Origin of the sequence: Pararhodobacter sp. (assembly GCF_034676075.1) — a bacterium.
GTDB lineage: Bacteria > Pseudomonadota > Alphaproteobacteria > Rhodobacterales > Rhodobacteraceae > Pararhodobacter.
On record NZ_JAUCCQ010000008.1, the window covers coordinates 36,232 to 48,692 of the forward strand.

Genomic DNA, 12,461 nt, shown 5'->3' on the forward strand with positions numbered 1-12,461 from the left:
CTCGACAAGGACGCGACAATAGCGCAAAACGCCTTACCCTGAGTAAGGCCACGTTCATGAGCGATCTGACCAATCCCGCCATCATCCGTATCGCCCGTTCCGACGGCGGCGAGGCCCTGGCCGCGCCAATCGACCTGGCCGAACGGGTGCGGACCCTGCGCAAGGACCGGGGCTGGACGCTGGAACAGGCGGCCCAGGCGGCGGGGCTGGCGCGGTCCACGCTGTCGAAGATCGAGAACGGCCAGATGTCGCCCACCTATGACGGGCTGAAGAAACTGGCCGAGGGGCTGGGCATCAGCGTGCCGCAGCTGTTCACCCCGCCGCGCCATGGCTCGCCGGGCGGGCGCATGACCGTGACCAAGGCGGGCGAGGGCGAGGCGCATGTCACCACGACCTATGAGCATGAGCTGCTGGCGGGGGCGCTGACCCGCAAGGCGATGCTGCCCTACCGCGCGACGATCCATGCCCGCCGGTTCGAGGATTTCGACGGCTGGGTGCGCCATGACGGAGAGGAATTCCTCTATGTCCTGACCGGGCAGATCCGGCTTTACACCGAATTCTACGCCCCCATCGACATGAAGCGCGGCGACAGCGCCTATTACGATGCCTCGATGGGTCATAACGTCATCAGCCTGAGCCCCGAGGATGCGACCATCCTCTGGGTGACGTCGTTGGAGTAAGGGCCGGGTGAAGCAGGGCGGCTGCGCTGGTCAGCGCATCCAGCCCCGCACCACATTGGCGCCACCCGAGATGTCCTGACCGACGCCCTCGACCGTGTTGCAGGCCGTGAGCGTCACAAGGGCAAGGGCAATCGCGAAAGCCGTTTTCATTCCTGATACCACCAGACTTCGGGCAGAAAGCCCGTCCAGTCCCCATACATCGGCAAAATGTCGGGAAAGTGCAAGTTGCTCTGCACCGCCATCCGGCTGACCGGCGAAAACCAGAAGGGGATCGCGTAGCGCCCCGCCATCAGCACCCGGTCGAGCGCCCGCACGGCGGCGGTGAACTCCTCGTCGGTGGTCGACGTGAGCATGGCATTGATCATCGCCTCGACCGCCGGGTCATGGACGCCCGCGAAATTGCGGCTGCCGGGGCTGTCGACGCCCTGGGCGCCCCAATAGAGCACCTGCTCGTTGCCGGGGGACAGGGTCATCAGCCTGAGCGAATAGGTCATGTCGAAGTCATAGCGATTGGTCCGCTCGACATATTGGGCGGAATCGATCAGCGCCACGCGGGCCTGGATCCCCAGCGCCTGCAGATCCTCGGCGAAGGCGGCGGCGGTCGACTGGATCTCGGCCTGGCCCTGCAGCAACAGGATCTCGAAGGCGAAGGCCTGGCCCTCGGCGTTCCGCAGGACGCCCTGCGCGTCGGGCTCCCAGCCAGCCTCGGCCAGAAGGCGCATCGCCTCGCGCCGGTTGCGCCGGTTCGAGCGGCCGTCGCTGACCGGCAGCGCGTAGCCCTCAAGCGCGCCGGGCGGCAGCTCGTCGGCGAAGGGCGCCAGCAGTTCGGCCACGCGCCCCTCGGCCGGACCCGGGCGCATGCCCAGCACGGAATTGCCGAAATACGAGGCGATGCGCGGTTCGGCGCCGCCGGTCACCACCTGGTTGATCCGCTCGAAATCGAAGGCCAGCAGCAGCGCCTCGCGCACCCGCCAATCGGCGAAGAGCGCGCGGCGGGTGTTGATGAACAGCCCCGACATGCCCGAGGGGCGCTGATGCGGCACCTCGACCAGCCGGATCCGGCCATCATGGACGGCGGGAATGTCATAGCTGTCGGCCCAGCGGGCGGCGTTGACCTCGCGCCAGACCGAGATCAGCCCGGCCTTGAAGGCCTCGAACGCGACCGAGAGGTCGCTGTAATATTCGTAGCGGATCTCGTCCGCGTTCATCTGGCCGCGATAGAAGGGCAGGTCGGCGGCCCACCAATCGGCGACCCGGCGGAAGGTGACCGAGCGGCCGGGATCGACCGCCGAAACCTCGTAGGGGCCCGAGGCAATGACCGGGGTGAGCGAGCTTTCGGCGAAACTCCGCCCACCCGCGCTCACGTCGAATTGAGCCCGCTGCACGATGGGCCGCAGGCCCAGAATGAGGGGCAATTCGCGGTCGGGCTCGGTGAAGGTGAAGCGCAGCGTGCGCTCGTCCACCTGCTCCATCGAGGCGATCTTGGTCCAGGCATTGCGGTAGCGCGGGTGGCCTTCGGCGCCCATTGTCTCGAAGGACCAGATCACATCGTCGAGAGTGACCGGTGAGCCATCCGAGAAGCGCGCGCCCTCCCGTAGGGTGAATTCGACGAAGGAGCGGGACGAATCGGTCCGCAGTGATTCCGCCAGCACCGGGTAGAGGCCGAAGGGTTCGTCGTAAGAACGGCCCAGAAGACTCTGAACCGTCAACAGGTTGACTCCCCAGGGGGCGGACCCGCGCAGGATGAACGGGTTGAGCGAATCGAAACTGCCGATCTCGGCGAAAACGAATCGGCCACCCTGCGGGGCCTCCGGATTGGCATAGGGCAGGGACACGAAATCTTGTGGTAGCGCGGGGGTTCCGTACATAGCGATACCGTGACTCTGGCCGTCCTGCGCCAGAACCTGCGGCGTAGCAGCAAGCGCCGACAGCAGTGCTGCAAGCGCGAATCCCGAGGCTCGCAAGGGGAAAAAGAAGGTCATGGGCGAAACAATCCTGGCGTCGCGGAGGGGGTTCTTCTGGGTACTCCCCCGGCTAGGTGCCTGTAAACTTTAAGCTTGGCCCAGTCTGAACAAAGCGCTATAAGTATCTCACTGCTCGATAGGTTTCTTGCCTGTATGAAACCTGCCTCAACGACTGACGCCCGCCTTGCGCGGGCGTTTTTTTTTGTGCCGCGCCCCCCTATATGAGGTCTATGTTGCACATGCAGCATCAGATTCCATGAGGCAATCATGACCGACAAATTTCTCAAAGGCCGCCGCGCCATCGTCACCGGCTCGACCTCGGGCATTGGACACGGGGTGGCCGAGGCGCTGGCCGCCGCGGGCGCCGATGTCGTGCTGAACTCGTTCTCCGATACCGAGGCCGACCACCAGCAGGCCAAGGACATGGCCGCCAAGTTCGGCGTCACCGTCACCTACATCAAGGCCGACATGTCCAAGCCCGAGGAATGCCGCGCCCTGGTCGAAAAGGCCGGTGGCTGCGATATCCTGGTTAACAACGCTGGTATCCAGCACGTCGCCAAGATCGAGGATTTCCCGATCGAGAAGTGGAACGCGATCATCGCGATCAACATGTCCTCGGCCTTCCACACCACCGCCGCGGCGCTGCCCGGAATGTACGACAAGGGCTGGGGCCGGATCGTCAACATCGCCTCGGCGCATGGGCTGCGGGCCTCGCCCTTCAAGGGGGCCTATGTGGCGGCCAAGCATGGCGTGGTCGGATTCACCAAGGTCACGGCGCTGGAAGCGGCGGGCAAGGGTGTCACCGCCAATGCGATCTGCCCGGGCTATGTGCTGACGCCCCTGGTCGAGGCGCAGATCCCCGACCAGATGAAGACCCACAACATGGACCGCGAGACGGTGATCCGCGAGGTCATGCTGGACCGCCAGCCCTCGCGCCAGTTCGCCACCACCGAGGAGATCGGCGGCACGACGGCCTTCCTGTGCTCGGAGGCCGCGGCGCAGATCACCGGCACGACGATCAGCGTCGATGGTGGCTGGACCGCCATGTGACGCGCCGGGGCCGGCGCGATGCCGGCCCCGTTCTTATCCGTCTTTCAAGGAATTAGGGCATGACCCGAACGCGACGCATCAACCTCGCGCTGCAAGGCGGCGGGGCGCACGGGGCTTTCACCTGGGGCGTGCTGGACCGGCTGCTGGACGAGGAGGATCTGGAGATCGCGGCGATTTCCGGCACCTCGGCCGGGGCGCTGAACGGCGCAGCCTTCAAATCCGGCATGGCTCAGGGCGGGCGCGAGGGCGCGCGGACGACGATGCGCGCGCTCTGGGAGCGGGTCGGTCGCGGCGCCTATGACGGCTTGCCCGATGTGCCGGGCCTGCCGCCCACGGCCGAGTGGATGCGGGCCTTCTTCTATCCTTTCGACTACGCCGCAAGGCTGGCCGAGACGGTGATGCCCGTGACCCCCGCCGATATCGCCGCGCAGGTCTTCAGCCCCTATGATTGGGGCCCCTTGTGGAAGAACCCGCTGGAGCCCGCGGTGCTGGCGCTCGATATCGACAATGTCTGCGCCGACGCGGGGCCGCAGCTGTTCGTGGCCGCGACCAATGTGCATACCGGCAAGGTCCGGGTCTTCTCAGGGTCGCAGGTGACGCATCAGGCGCTCTTGGCCTCGGCCTGCCTGCCGACCTTTTTCCGCGCGGTCGAGGTCGAGGGCGAATTCTATTGGGACGGTGGCTATTCGGCCAATCCGGCGCTGCACCCGCTTTATGATCCGGCGCTGCCCGACGACCTGGTGATCGTCTCGCTGAACCCGCAGTACCGGCCGGAAGTGCCCCAGACCTCTCAGGAAATCCTGAACCGTATCAACGAGGTAAGCTTCAACGCGGCGTTGTTGCGGGACCTGCGCGCCATCGCCTTCGTCAAGCGGCTGATCGCCGAGGGGCATGTGACCAAGGGGGCGATGAAGGATGTGCTGGTGCATTTCATCGCCGACGACCGGCTCATGCGCGAGCTTTCGGTGCGCACCAAGGTCTCGCCCACACCCGACCTGATCGAGCGGCTGTTCCGGTCGGGACGGCGGGCGGCGGGGCGGTTCCTGCGGGCCCATGGTCAGGACCTGAACAAGACCGCGACCGTCGACCTGGCGGCGATGTTCAGCTGATCTCGTCGCGCTTCTTGCGCGTAACCTGACCCGGTTTCGCCGGGTCGGGGGCGACGAGGCCCGCCGAGATGATCAGCTTCGCCGCATCCTCGATCGACATGTCCAGCGCGATGACGTCCTTTTCCGGCACGAAGAGCAGGAAGCCCGAGGTCGGGTTCGGCGTGGTCGGCAGGAAGACCGAAATCAGCTTTTCGCCGCCGATCTTCTGGGCGATCTCGCCCTTGGTGTCGGTCGAGACGAAGGCCACGGCCCAGAGGCCGGGGCGGGGATATTCCACCAGGCAGGCGCGGTTGAACGAGGTCGAGCTTTGCGCGAAGACCGTCTCGGCGATCTGCTTCAGCGCGTTGTAGATCGAGCGCACGACCGGCATGCGCGAGACCAGATCCTCGCCCCATTGGATCAGGCTGCGGCCGATGAAGCCCTTGGCGAAGAAGCCGACAATCAAGGTAAACAGAAGCGCGATCACCAGCCCGATTCCGGGCAGGCTGATCAGGTCCATATGCGCCAGGTTTTCCGGCAGGAAGCGGCGCAACGTCTCGCGCGGGATCAGCGGAATGACCCGGCTGTCGACGAATTCCACGACGGCGGTGATGAGCCAGATGGTCAGCACCGCAGGTGCGACCACGACAAGACCGGTCAGGAACGAAGCCCGAAGTCCGGCGAAGAACCCGCGGCGATGCGGGCGGGGAGGCGTGGACATGACAGGCGGTTCGTCACTGGGGCGAGGGGCGTTAACCCCTAAATAGGCAGCGCCCCGAGGCGGCGCAAGGGCCGCTCGGGGCGTCGCGAATGTCAGGCAATATTCGCGCGAAAACCGCGCCGGATGTCAGACCAATTCGCGGGCGATCTGCGCCGCCAGCCGGGCGTTGTTCAGCACCAGCGCGATATTGGCGGTCAGCGAGCGGCCCTCGGTCGCGGCGAAGATCCGGTCCAGCAGGAAGGGCGTCACCGCCTTGGCGCTGATGCCCTGCGCCTCGGCCTCGGCCAGCGCGGCCTCGACCACCGGCATGATCTCGGCGCGCGGGATCTCGGCCTCGGCCGGGATCGGGTTGGTGACCAGCTGGCCGCCCTTCAGGCCCAGCGCGGTGCGGGTGCGGTGGGCGGCGGCGATCTCGGCCGCGGTATCGAGGCGCAGCGGCGCCTTCAGCCCCGAGGCGCGCGACCAGAAGGCGGGCAGGTCGTCCTGGCCGACGGCGATGACCGGCACGCCCAGGGTTTCCAGCACTTCCAGCGTCTTCGGCAGATCAAGGATCGCCTTGGCCCCGGCGGCGACCACGGTGACGGCGGTCTGGCCCAGCTCCTGCAGGTCGGCCGAGATGTCGAAGCTGAGTTCGGCGCCGCGATGCACGCCGCCGATGCCGCCGGTGGCGAAGACCTTGATCCCGGCCAGTTCGGCACAGATCATCGTTGCGGCGACGGTGGTGGCCCCGGTGCGGCCGGTGGCGACGCAGACGGCGAGGTCGGCGCGGGACAGTTTCATCACGTCCTGCGCCTGACCCAGCGTGTCGAGCTGCGCATCGGTCAGGCCGACGAAGATCTGCCCGTCGAGAACCGCGATGGTGGCGGGCACTGCGCCCGCCTCCCGCACCGCAGCCTCGACCGCGCGGGCGGTCTCGACGTTTTGCGGGAAGGGCATGCCGTGGCTGATGATGGTCGATTCCAGCGCGACCAGCGGCAGGCCCTTGGTACGAGCCTCGGCAACTTCGGGCGAATAGTGGATCATGGGGTAAAGTCCTCGAAGGCGACATAGGCGGCGGCGGCGGCCTGGGCGCGGGTCAGCGCCTCGGTCCGGTCGTGGCCGCGGGTTTCGGCGAAAAGATGGGCGGCCATGAAGGTATCGCCCGCGCCGGTGATGCGACGGGCCTGCACAGGGCGGGCGGCGCAGGTGAGGAGCGGCTGGCCACGGGCGGCATCGGCGGCGGGATGGGCCCCGTCGGTGACCAGCGCGCGGGCGGCCCCGGCGGCGATCAGCGCCCGCGCGGCCTCGGCGGCGGTGGCGGGGGTGCAGCCGGCGATGAGGCCCGCCTCCTGCCGGTTGACATAGAGCGTGGCGCCGGGGTGGCGCATGACCGGGATCAGCCGCTCGGCCTTGCCGGGGCTGGCGGGGGCGATGCGGAGATCGGCGGCGCGGAAGAGGGGCGAGGCCGCGATCTCGGCCAGCAGCGCCTCGGTCAGGTTGCCGTCCACGGCGATGGGGCCGGCCCAGGGCGCGGTTTCGGTCCCGAGACGGCCGTCCGACAGCGGTTCGAGGATCGAGGCCCCGGCGGCCTCCAATGAATGGGCGTCGGCGATGGCGGCGACGAGGCCGGTACTATCCTCGATCGCCATGTAGCGGTCGGTCGGCAGGTCGGTCCTGAGGGCGAAGCGGGTATCGACGCCCAAGGCCTCGCAGGCGGCCAGGAGTTCCGTCCCCTCGGTATCGGCGCCGATGGCGCTAAGGACGGCGGGGCGCAGGCCGAAGCGGGCCAGCGTCATGGCGATGTTGAGGGCGACGCCACCCGGCAGCCGGGTGATATGGCCCGCCACATCGCCGCGGGCGCGCAGCGAAGTATCGGTGCGGCCGATGATGTCCCACAGGACGGAGCCGATGCAGAGGATGTCGGGGCGGGTCACGCGGGGGCTCAGGCTTTGCGGAAGGTGACGATCAGGGCGCGGTCGGCGGCGTGGCCGGGGTCTTTCCGGGCCGCCCGCTGCCCGTAGATCGCCACCTCGGCGCGGTCAAGCCCGGTGACGGGAAGCGCGGCCAGCGCCGGGCCGAAGGCGAGGCTGTCCCAGACGCCCTGATTGACCGACAGTGCGAAGAGCGCGCCGGGCTGGGCGGCGTCCAGAAGGGGTCCGAATGCCTCGGGCCCGACATGGCCATGGGTGAAGGTGCCGGAGCTGACGATCCCGGCATAGCCCGTGCAGGGCAGGGGTTTCGTCACATCCCCGGCGATCAGGTCGCGGTAGAGGCCCTTGGTCCCGGCCCTTGCCAGCATCTCGGCCGAGAGGTCGAGCGCGTCGACCGGGCCCGCGTGTCCCAGTGCCCGCAGCGCCTGCGTCAGCAACCCGGTGCCCGCGCCCACGTCCAGCACCGGCCCCGCTGGCGGGGCGTGACGCAGGAAGGCGGCGGCGACCTCGGCGGGCAGGCGGTAATCCATGCCCTGGGCGAAATCCGCGTCATAACTGTCGGCCCAACCGGCATAGAGACGGCGGATGTCCTCGGCGCCGTTCAGCGCATAGGCGTTGGAAAGGTCTGGCTTTTCCATGGGGCGATTGGACCCTGCGGGCGGCGGTTTGTCCAGCCCCCGCTTTCAGCGCCAATGGCCGGGGCCGCGCTTGTGCGGGAAGGGCAGGTTGGTGGCGATCCGCGCCTCATAGGCGGGTTGCGGCAGGACCCTGAGGCCTGGGGTGGCGCGGGCGTCATGGGCCTCGACGGTCAGGGGGGCGGGGCCGGAATGCCACCAGGGATAGGGCTGTTCGGTGGCGTTGAGCGTCGCGGCGATGCGGTCCTGAAGCCGGGTGAAAAGCGGCAGGCCGGGCCGGGCGGCGAGGAAATTGTTGGCGATGGTGGCATGGCCTTCCTCGACCACCAGCACGGCCGCCGCGCTCTGCAGCCAATCATCCAGCGGCGCGCGCGGATATTCGTCGAGATCGGCGAAGAGCCCGCCGTCACGGGCGATCAGCGCCACGCGGAACAGGTCGGCGCGGGTGGCGGGCTGGGTCAGCCGGTCGAAGAGCGGCGCGAGGTCGGTATTGGTGGCGAGCCACGCCCGGGCGCTGGCCGCGTCATAGAGCGTCTGCGGATAGAGCCCGGCCCAGGCGCGGAGGCTGCGCTCAAGCGGGGCGGAGCGGGGGCCTTCCCAGTAATGGGCGATGCGGGGCGGGATCGGCGGGCCCTCCTGCGGTTGGAAGGCGGGCAGCGCCCGGGCGAAGGCGCGGGCGGCGAGGCCGGGGCCGGGCTGGCCAGTCGCGGCGTCCCGGGCGATCAGGTCGCGCAAATCGTCGGGCGGCGGGGCGCCGAGTTGCGCGGTCTTCAGCGCGCGGAAGCGGGTCAGGGCCTCGGCGGCGCTTGCGTCGTCGCCCGACAGGAAGGCCACGCGGGCGGCACTGAGCCACAGGCCCATGCGCGCGGGGCTGCTGGCCAACGAAGGGGAGAGCGCGGCGCGGGCGGCGGGCAGGTCGCGGGCGGCAGCGGCGATCTCGGCCGACCAATAGGCGTGATCGGCGGCGAGTGGCGCGGCTCTGGGGCAGGGGCCAAGCGCCGCCCCGGCCTCGGCCAGCGCCCCCTTGCGCAGCAGCGCCTCGGCGCGGCGCAGGCGGGTGCGGAAGGCTTCGTCCGGGGGGGCTGGCGCCGCGCGGTCGAGCGCGCTGAGCGCCGCATCGGGCAGGCCAAGCCGCAGCAGCAGCGCGGCGGCGGCGCGGGCGTCGGGCCAGTCGGCCAGGTCGCGGGCGAGGGCGTCCCAATCCTCGGTCAGCTCGCGCGCCATCAGCCAGAGGCCCTGCAGGATGCCGTTGCGGGGATGCAGGCGCAGGGCGGCCTCGGCCTGCAGCCTCAGCGGGGTGAAATCCGGCTGGTCGGCGGCCGAGATGTCATCCGTCAGCCAGCGCAGATGCTGGACATAGCGCCGCGCGGTCCAGCGCCAGGGGGCGTCCGCCTCGCCCTGCGCGTCGAGAAGGGCGCGGGCGCTAGTACGGTCCTCTGCTTCCAGCGCCAGGCGGATGCGGGCGGCGGCGAGGTCGGGATGGGCGGGCAGTCGGGCGGCGAAACCGCCAAGGGCTTCGCGGGCGCGGGCGAAATCACGCTCGGTGATGAAAGTGTCGATCAGCCAGGCCCAGAGCGGCGCATGGGCGGGAAGGTCGGCGGCGTCGCGGGTCAGGCGGCGGGCGAGGGCCTCGGCCCCCTCCTCCCGCCAGAGGGAAAGCAGCGACAGATGCACCCCGCGGGGGCCGGGGACGGGATCGGCAGGCAGATCGCTGAGGATGCGGAGTTCGGCGCGGGTGGCGTGGTCCTCGGCAAAGGTCTCGGATGCGGGATCGAGCGTGTCGAGGCAGGCCAGCGCCTCGTCCACCCGGCCCTGCGACCAGAGCGCCCGTGCCAGCACGCCAAGACGGCGGCCGGCCGTGGTGACGGCGGCGTGGAGCGGGGCCAGATCGCCCTCGGCCTCGACCGAGAGGCGGGCGAGGTCGATGGACCACGGCCAGCGCGCCCTGAGCGCGGCCAGATCGACCGGCAGGCTCCAGCCGACCAGCGCCCGGGCCCGGGACAGCGCGGTCTGGTAGTCCGCAACCCCGGCCAGATCGCGCCCCGGCGCGGAGGGGTCCGGCAGCGGCCCGGTCCAGAGCTGGCGGGCGAGATCTTCCATGCTCACCCGGCCAGCAGGCGCTCGCCCTCGGCAAAGCGCATGCCGAGTTCGGCCTGCGTCTCTTGCCGGAAGCGCCAGGTGAGGCCTTGCAGGAACATCAGCACCGAGCGGTCCATGGGAAACTTGGCGGATTCCCAGACCCGCGACCCCATCAGCTTTTTCAGCCGCTGCTGGTTGGCGGCGTCGATATCGAGGCCCAGATCGGCGAAGATGCGGCGCACGCTGCCCTCGCGGTTGGTATGGAAATCCTCGTAGTTCAGGACGATCAGATCGGGGTAATGGCGCCGCCAGGCCCGGAGGTTGCGCAGGTAATCGCCATGCTGGGTCAGCCGCGCGGCGTTGAGGAAGAAGCGGAACGTGTCGTCCATGTGCAGCGGCTCGGCGTGGTCCTTGCCCAGCCGCCAGAGCATGTGCATGCGGATCGCCGAGACGGCGCGCGCCAGCGGGTCGCGCAGGATGTAGATGACCTTGGCGCTGGGGTTCAGCGCCTTGCATTCGGCGATCTGAACCTCGTTGAGAAAGGCGTATTCGGGGGTGAAATCCATGGATTTCAACGCCGGATCCTCGGGCGCCATCAGGGTGCGATACCAGTCCACGCCGCGCTTGTGGTTCCAGTCCCAGAAATGCGCTTCCTTGTTGGTCGAGGTGACCGGGTCGATGTTGGGGAAGGCATGGGTGCCGGGATGGGTGCTCAGCACCGAATGCAGCCACGAGGTGGAGCCCTTCTGGCAACCGATGCAGAGGATGTCGGTGATATTCTCGCGCGTCATGCCACGCCCTCCATCAGCGCGTCGCCTTCCTCGAAGGTGATGCCCGTCTCCTTGGTCAGCGCCTCGCGCAGGGGCCACATGGCCCCCGCCAGGAAATGCAGGCAATCGGGCGAGAGTGCGTAACGCGGCGTCGCCCAGACATGGCGGCGGGCGCGTTCGGTCAGCGTCTCGCGCGCGGCTTCGTCCAGCCCCTGCCAGTCGAGCCCGCAATGGCTCAGCACCTTGCGGAAACCGGCCAGCGGATCGGCGCGCAATTCCTCGTAATTCAGGACCAGAAGGTCGGGATAGCGCCGCCGCCAGCGCCTGAGATTCGCGGCGCAGGCGCCATGGTCCCAGATCCGCGCCCGTTCGCAGCGGTCGAGGAAGGTCTGGTTCATCTCGAGCGAGACCTCCTCGGCCGGTGCGTTCTTGCTGGCCCAGACGGTATGCATGCGGATCCCCGAGACGGCGCGGGCCAGCGGATCGCGCAGGATGTAGATGACGCGGGCGCCGGGGTTCAGCGCCTTGCATTCCTCGATCTGGCGGTCGGTGAGAAAGGCGTATTCCGGCGTCACGTCGAGGCTTTTCTTGCCCTCCTCCAGCGGCCGCAACAGCACCTTGTACCAATCCGGGCCGCGCTTGTGGTTCCAGTCCCAGTAATGCGCCTCTTTGGTCGAGGAGGTGACGGGGTGGAAATCGGGAAAGGTCCAGGTGCCGGGATGGGCGGACAGCGCCTGATGCAGCCATGAGGTCATGGCCCGTTGCGCCCCGATTCCGAGGATATCGGCGGCATTCTCGCGGCTCATTCAAGGTCTCCGGTTTCGGCCAGATCGGCCGGCAATGTCCAGCGGGCGGCATAGCCCGCACGGTGGAGGCGCAGCGCTTCGGCATCGCCCGCCGCGCGCGCCGCCTCGATCGCCTTGCGGCGGCGGAAAGGGTTGTCGCCAGCAGTGACGGCGGTGTCGAAGCAGGCCAGCGCCTCGGCCGGGGCATCGGCCCTGAGGCACAGATCCCCCAGCATGCGCAGCGCAAAGGCGATGCCCTCGTAGCGTTCCTCGGCCCCCGCCTGCGACAGGAGCGGCCTGAGCCGGGGCATCAGGGCCCGCGCCAGCGCCCGCCCGCGCGACAGGCGGTTGAAGTCGAAGACCGGGGCGATGGCGCCCGCCAATTGCCCGGGATCGACCGGCAGCGCCCCGGGATCGCGGGCCAGCTGCGCCTCGAGCCGGGCACCCGCCAGATCGGCGACCTGCCAGGCGCGAAAGAAATCGAGGTAGAGGAACAGCCGCAGCGGATCGCCCCCGGACGCGGCGCGGGGCCAGGCGCTGGCGTCGCCCAGCGACATCGGCACCAGCAGCGGGTCGTCGTCCAGCGCGCGGGCCAGGGCGGTGAGCCGCTCGGCCTGCGCCGTGGCCTTTCCGCTGTGGTCCTGCAGCTGCCCGTCCGGGGTCAGCGTGGCCAGGCAGCGAAACCGCGAGCGGCGCTGGCCATCCATCGGCAGCCGTTCGAAGAGGTCGATCCCCGCCTCGCCCCGGACGGCAAATTCGGGAAGCTCATCGTCGAACAT

13 protein-coding genes are annotated in these 12,461 nt (G+C 69.0%); 3 read left to right on the top strand and 10 right to left on the bottom strand.

All coding sequences use genetic code 11. From position 1 onward, the window contains the following. The first annotated feature begins 56 nt into the window (after window positions 1-56). Window positions 57-680 carry an XRE family transcriptional regulator gene (locus tag VDQ18_RS04955; RefSeq protein ID WP_323019907.1) on the top strand — a complete coding sequence of 208 codons (624 nt, stop codon included), beginning with the start codon at window positions 57-59 and terminating at the stop codon, window positions 678-680. A 30-nt stretch (window positions 681-710) separates the two neighbouring features. On the opposite strand, the gene VDQ18_RS04960 is transcribed toward VDQ18_RS04955, so the two are convergent. After that, window positions 711-830, bottom strand: a complete 120-nt coding sequence (locus tag VDQ18_RS04960; RefSeq protein ID WP_323019908.1) for an entericidin EcnA/B family protein — start codon at window positions 828-830, stop codon at window positions 711-713. After that, window positions 827-2,662, bottom strand: a complete 1,836-nt coding sequence (locus VDQ18_RS04965) for an extracellular solute-binding protein (protein ID WP_323019909.1) — start codon at window positions 2,660-2,662, stop codon at window positions 827-829. The genes VDQ18_RS04960 and VDQ18_RS04965 overlap by 4 nt, the downstream gene beginning before the upstream one ends. Before the next feature lie 249 nt (window positions 2,663-2,911). Between VDQ18_RS04965 and VDQ18_RS04970 the strand changes: the two genes are divergently transcribed. Both VDQ18_RS04970 and VDQ18_RS04975 read left to right on the top strand, forming a co-directional pair. Further along, entirely contained in the window at window positions 2,912-3,694 is a 783-nt protein-coding gene (locus VDQ18_RS04970) for a 3-hydroxybutyrate dehydrogenase (RefSeq protein ID WP_323019910.1), read from the top strand. Window positions 3,695-3,753: 59 nt separating this feature from the next. Beyond that, the gene (locus tag VDQ18_RS04975; RefSeq protein WP_323019911.1) at window positions 3,754-4,803 is read left to right on the top strand and encodes a patatin-like phospholipase family protein; all 1,050 of its coding nucleotides are present in this window, start codon (window positions 3,754-3,756) and stop codon (window positions 4,801-4,803) included. Here VDQ18_RS04975 and VDQ18_RS04980 read toward each other — a convergent pair. The 8 genes from VDQ18_RS04980 to VDQ18_RS05015 all read right to left on the bottom strand — a co-directional run bounded on the left by VDQ18_RS04980 (window position 4,796) and on the right by VDQ18_RS05015 (window position 12,461). Continuing rightward, window positions 4,796-5,503: a DUF502 domain-containing protein gene (locus VDQ18_RS04980; protein WP_323019912.1), complete on the bottom strand. Its 708-nt coding sequence runs from the start codon at window positions 5,501-5,503 to the stop codon at window positions 4,796-4,798. The genes VDQ18_RS04975 and VDQ18_RS04980 overlap by 8 nt on opposite strands. 126 nt (window positions 5,504-5,629) lie before the next feature. Beyond that, window positions 5,630-6,526: a pseudouridine-5'-phosphate glycosidase gene (locus VDQ18_RS04985; protein ID WP_323019913.1), complete on the bottom strand. Its 897-nt coding sequence runs from the start codon at window positions 6,524-6,526 to the stop codon at window positions 5,630-5,632. Beyond that, the gene (locus tag VDQ18_RS04990) at window positions 6,523-7,416 is read right to left on the bottom strand and encodes a PfkB family carbohydrate kinase (protein ID WP_323019914.1); all 894 of its coding nucleotides are present in this window, start codon (window positions 7,414-7,416) and stop codon (window positions 6,523-6,525) included. Before VDQ18_RS04990 ends, VDQ18_RS04985 begins: the two co-directional genes overlap by 4 nt. Window positions 7,417-7,424: 8 nt before the next feature. After that, window positions 7,425-8,051, bottom strand: a complete 627-nt coding sequence (locus tag VDQ18_RS04995; protein WP_323019915.1) for a class I SAM-dependent DNA methyltransferase — start codon at window positions 8,049-8,051, stop codon at window positions 7,425-7,427. A gap of 45 nt (window positions 8,052-8,096) precedes the next feature. After that, entirely contained in the window at window positions 8,097-10,148 is a 2,052-nt protein-coding gene (locus VDQ18_RS05000) for a glycosyltransferase (protein WP_323019916.1), read from the bottom strand. Between the two features lie 2 nt (window positions 10,149-10,150). Then, window positions 10,151-10,918 carry a sulfotransferase domain-containing protein gene (locus VDQ18_RS05005; protein WP_323019917.1) on the bottom strand — a complete coding sequence of 256 codons (768 nt, stop codon included), beginning with the start codon at window positions 10,916-10,918 and terminating at the stop codon, window positions 10,151-10,153. Further along, window positions 10,915-11,703: a sulfotransferase gene (locus VDQ18_RS05010; protein WP_323019918.1), complete on the bottom strand. Its 789-nt coding sequence runs from the start codon at window positions 11,701-11,703 to the stop codon at window positions 10,915-10,917. The genes VDQ18_RS05005 and VDQ18_RS05010 overlap by 4 nt, the downstream gene beginning before the upstream one ends. Continuing rightward, window positions 11,700-12,461, bottom strand: a complete 762-nt coding sequence (locus tag VDQ18_RS05015) for a hypothetical protein (protein WP_323019919.1) — start codon at window positions 12,459-12,461, stop codon at window positions 11,700-11,702. The genes VDQ18_RS05010 and VDQ18_RS05015 overlap by 4 nt, the downstream gene beginning before the upstream one ends.

Coding starts and splice junctions, on each gene's coding strand:
- VDQ18_RS04980 (WP_323019912.1), bottom strand. CDS start 5,503: ATGTCCACGCCTCCCCGCCCGCATCGCCGCGGGTTCTTCGCCGGACTT.
- VDQ18_RS04965 (WP_323019909.1), bottom strand. CDS start 2,662: ATGACCTTCTTTTTCCCCTTGCGAGCCTCGGGATTCGCGCTTGCAGCA.
- VDQ18_RS05010 (WP_323019918.1), bottom strand. CDS start 11,703: ATGAGCCGCGAGAATGCCGCCGATATCCTCGGAATCGGGGCGCAACGG.
- VDQ18_RS05015 (WP_323019919.1), bottom strand. CDS start 12,461: ATGTTCGACGATGAGCTTCCCGAATTTGCCGTCCGGGGCGAGGCGGGG.
- VDQ18_RS04995 (WP_323019915.1), bottom strand. CDS start 8,051: ATGGAAAAGCCAGACCTTTCCAACGCCTATGCGCTGAACGGCGCCGAG.
- VDQ18_RS04960 (WP_323019908.1), bottom strand. CDS start 830: ATGAAAACGGCTTTCGCGATTGCCCTTGCCCTTGTGACGCTCACGGCC.
- VDQ18_RS04970 (WP_323019910.1), top strand. CDS start 2,912: ATGACCGACAAATTTCTCAAAGGCCGCCGCGCCATCGTCACCGGCTCG.
- VDQ18_RS04955 (WP_323019907.1), top strand. CDS start 57: ATGAGCGATCTGACCAATCCCGCCATCATCCGTATCGCCCGTTCCGAC.
- VDQ18_RS04975 (WP_323019911.1), top strand. CDS start 3,754: ATGACCCGAACGCGACGCATCAACCTCGCGCTGCAAGGCGGCGGGGCG.
- VDQ18_RS04985 (WP_323019913.1), bottom strand. CDS start 6,526: ATGATCCACTATTCGCCCGAAGTTGCCGAGGCTCGTACCAAGGGCCTG.
- VDQ18_RS05005 (WP_323019917.1), bottom strand. CDS start 10,918: ATGACGCGCGAGAATATCACCGACATCCTCTGCATCGGTTGCCAGAAG.
- VDQ18_RS05000 (WP_323019916.1), bottom strand. CDS start 10,148: ATGGAAGATCTCGCCCGCCAGCTCTGGACCGGGCCGCTGCCGGACCCC.